General features: G+C 70.6%; 2 protein-coding genes. Both read right to left on the reverse strand.

What is annotated here, in order from left to right; translation table 11 throughout:
• Positions 1-282 precede the first annotated feature (282 nt).
• Complete coding sequence (gene ctaD / locus E1193_RS30585; RefSeq protein ID WP_132186605.1) at positions 283-2034, reverse strand: cytochrome c oxidase subunit I; 1752 nt, start codon at positions 2032-2034, stop codon at positions 283-285.
• Positions 2035-2165: 131 nt separating this feature from the next.
• The gene (locus tag E1193_RS30590; RefSeq protein WP_132186606.1) at positions 2166-3272 is read right to left on the reverse strand and encodes an FAD-dependent monooxygenase; all 1107 of its coding nucleotides are present in this window, start codon (positions 3270-3272) and stop codon (positions 2166-2168) included.
• Positions 3273-3440 lie beyond the last annotated feature (168 nt).

Raw genomic sequence — 3440 nt, forward strand, 5'->3', positions numbered from 1 at the left:
CCCTCACCACCACCTGACCCGCGGGACCTGCCGCTCCCGCAGGCCTACGGCTGCGGACACGACCCGCAGGCCTACGGCTGCGGACACGACCCGCCGGCCTGCGGCCCCGCCGGTTGCGGCCCGCCGCTCTGCCCCGCCGCAACCTGCGGCATGACGCGCCATCAGCCGGCCCGGACACCCCCATTCGCCGCAAAACGCGGCGCCCCCCGGGGAGGGGGAATGCCGACGGCCGCCGTACCCCAGGGGTACGGCGGCCGTCGTGCGGAGCTTCAGCGCGGAGCGTCAGCGCTGGCCGGCGCTGGTGTCCTCCTGGTAACTGGCGCCGCCGTCGGACTCGCCGGTCAGCGGCTTCGCGCCACCCTCCGGCGGGCCGGCCAGGGTCTGGCCGGCGGCCAGTTCCGGGAACTTGTAGTCGAAGGCCGGCCGCTCGGAGCGGATCCGCGGCATCCGGTCGAAGTTGCGCAGCGGCGGCGGCGAACTGGTCGCCCACTCCAGCGAGTTGCCGTGGCCCCACGGGTCCTCGACCTCGACCACCGGGCCGGTCTTGTAGGACTTCCAGCAGTTCCAGATGAACGGCAGGGTCGAGATGCCGGTGATGAACGCGCCGATCGTGGAGATCGTGTTCAGCGTGGTGAAGCCGTCGCCCGGCTGGTAGTCGGCGTAACGCCTGGGAAAGCCCTCAGCGCCGAGCCAGTGCTGCACCAGGAACGTGGTGTGGAAGCCGATCATCGTCAGCCAGAAGTGGATCTTACCCAGCCGCTCGTCGAGCATCCGGCCGAACATCTTCGGGAACCAGAAGTAGATGCCGGCGAAGACGGCGAACACGATGGTGCCGAAGAGCACGTAGTGGAAGTGCGCCACCACGAAGTAGTTGTCGTGCAGGTGGAAGTCCAGCGGCGGACTGGCCAGCAGCACGCCGGTGAGGCCGCCGAAGAGGAAGGTCACCAGGAAGCCGATCGAGAAGAGCATCGGCGTCTCGAAGGTGATCTGCCCCCGCCACATGGTGCCGATCCAGTTGAAGAACTTCATGCCGGTCGGCACGGCGATCAGGTAGCTCAGGAAGCTGAAGAACGGCAGCAGCACCTGGCCGGTGGCGAACATGTGGTGCGCCCAGACGCTCATCGACAGCGCGGCGATGGCGATGGTCGCGGCGACCAGGCCCTTGTAACCGAAGATCGGCTTGCGGGAGAAGACCGGGATGATCTCGCTGATGATGCCGAAGAACGGCAGCGCGATGATGTACACCTCGGGGTGGCCGAAGAACCAGAACAGGTGCTGCCAGAGCATCGGCCCGCCGGTCGCCGGGTCGTACACGTGGGCGCCGAGCAGCCGGTCCGCGGCGAGCGCGAAGAGCGCGGCGGCCAGCAGCGGGAAGACCAGGATCGCCAGCAGGCTGGTGACGAGCATGTTCCAGGTGAAGATCGGCATCCGGAACATGGTCATGCCGGGGGCGCGCAGGGTCAGGATCGTGGTGATCAGGTTGACCGCGCCGAGGATCGTGCCCAGACCGGAGATGGCCAGGCCGACGACCCACATGTTCGCGCCGACGCCCGGCGAGTGCTCGGCGGTGCTCAGCGGGGTGTAGGCGGTCCAGCCGAAGTCGGCCGCGCCACTCGGGGTGAGGAAACCGGCCGTGGCCATGGTGCCGCCGAACAGGTACAGCCAGTAGGCGAACGCGTTCAGCCGGGGAAAGGAGACGTCGGGCGCACCGATCTGCAGCGGTACGACGTAGTTCGCGAAGGCGAACACGATCGGCGTCGCGAAGAACAGCAGCATGATCGTGCCGTGCATGGTGAACAGCTGGTTGTACTGCTCAGGCGAGAGGAACTGCAGCCCCGGCCGAGCCAACTCGGCCCGCATGATCAGCGCCATCAGGCCACCGATCATGAAGAACGCGAACGCGGTGACCATGTACATGATCCCGATCTGCTTCGCGTCCGTGGTGCGCAGCAGCCGCGCGATGGCCGACCCCTTGACCGGCTCTCGGACCGGCCATGGCCGGGTCACGACCGGCTTGGGTGCGACGGTGGTCACGAATGGCCTCCGGTTCTCGGTTGTCTCGCTCGGCGCGCGCCTGTCATCTGCGAGCCGTCATCCGCAAGGAGGATAGTCCCCGGCAGGTGGCAGTGCCGCTGGGGGTCATCGGGCAGGATGGAGGGCCACCCTCACAGCGGGCCCACGAGCAACCGGTAGTGCTCCCGGAAGATTCGCCCGCCGCGACCGCGCAGCAGCGGGTCACGCAGCGCCGGCGACACGTCCCGGGTCCGGTTACGGTCCCGAGTCCGGTCCCGCACCCACCGGGTACGCGGCCGGCGGCGGCTCTCGTACGCGACCAGCGCCGCCTCGACGCTGCCGGCCGCGGTCAGCGACTCGGCGAGCACCACCGCGTCCTCCAGCGCCATCGCCGCGCCCTGGCTCAGCGTGGGCGCGGTGGCGTGCGCGGCATCACCGACCAGCAGCACCCGGCCACGGTGCCAGCGCCCCAGCTCGACCTCGTCGGTGAGCCCCACCTGCACCCGGTCGAGCGCCTCCAGCACCGCCGGGACCGGGCCGCCGTAGGAGCCGAAGAGTTCGTGCAGCCGGGCCAGCGGGTCGGCGGGGGGCTCGGTGCCGGCCTCGTCGGCGTACACGTGCAGTCGCCCGGCGCCGATCGGCACGACCAGGAAGCCGGCGCGCTGGCCGAGCAGGGCCGTCCAGTCGGCGACCTCCGGGCCGTCCCGGACCACGGCGCGGTAGACCACCTGCCCGGCCGGCTGGGGCGGGCCACCGAGCGCGGCCAGCGCACGGACCGCCGAGCGCGGCCCGTCCGCGCCGATGACCAGGTCGTACTCGCCGCCGGTGCCGTCGGTGAAGGTGACCCCGACGCCGGCGGGCAGCAACTCGACGGCGCTGACCTCGGCGCCGTGCCGGACGGCGCCACCCGCGCCGCTGAGCAGCACCTGGTAGAGGTCCCGACGGGGCAGTGCCCGACACTCGCCGACCCCGGCCCAGAGCGCGTCGAGATCCACCTCACAGAGCGGTTCGCCGGCCGCGTCGAGGAAACGCTGCCGGTGGATGACCCGGCCGAACGGGCGGACCGGGCCGTCCAGGTCCAGCCGGCGCAGCGCCCGCGCGGCGTTGCCAGGGAGATAGAGGCCGGCGTCGACGAACTCGTTCGGAGGCAGCTTCTCGGTGACGTCCGGCCGGAAGCCCGCCAGGCGCAGCGCCCGGGCCACGGCGAGACCGGCGATGCCCGCGCCGACGACGAGGATGCGCAGGGGGGGACCACCCATCGTGGTGTACGCCTCCGGAGGAGATCGGCACGCGTTGGAGGCAAGACACTACTCCCCGCGATTGACAGACGGTAGGCCCGGCCTCCCCGGCCCGCATCCGGTTGCACTCTCGTTGCATAGATGTAAATGTGTCGAACAACCATGGGAGCGCTCCCGCCGGTCCCGTCC

Source organism: Micromonospora sp. KC606, from assembly GCF_004348675.1.
Taxonomy (GTDB): domain Bacteria; phylum Actinomycetota; class Actinomycetes; order Mycobacteriales; family Micromonosporaceae; genus Micromonospora.

Bases quoted from the DNA above. Each gene is read 5' to 3' on its own strand.
- E1193_RS30590 (WP_132186606.1), bottom strand. From the start codon at position 3,272: ATGGGTGGTCCCCCCCTGCGCATCCTCGTCGTCGGCGCGGGCATCGCC.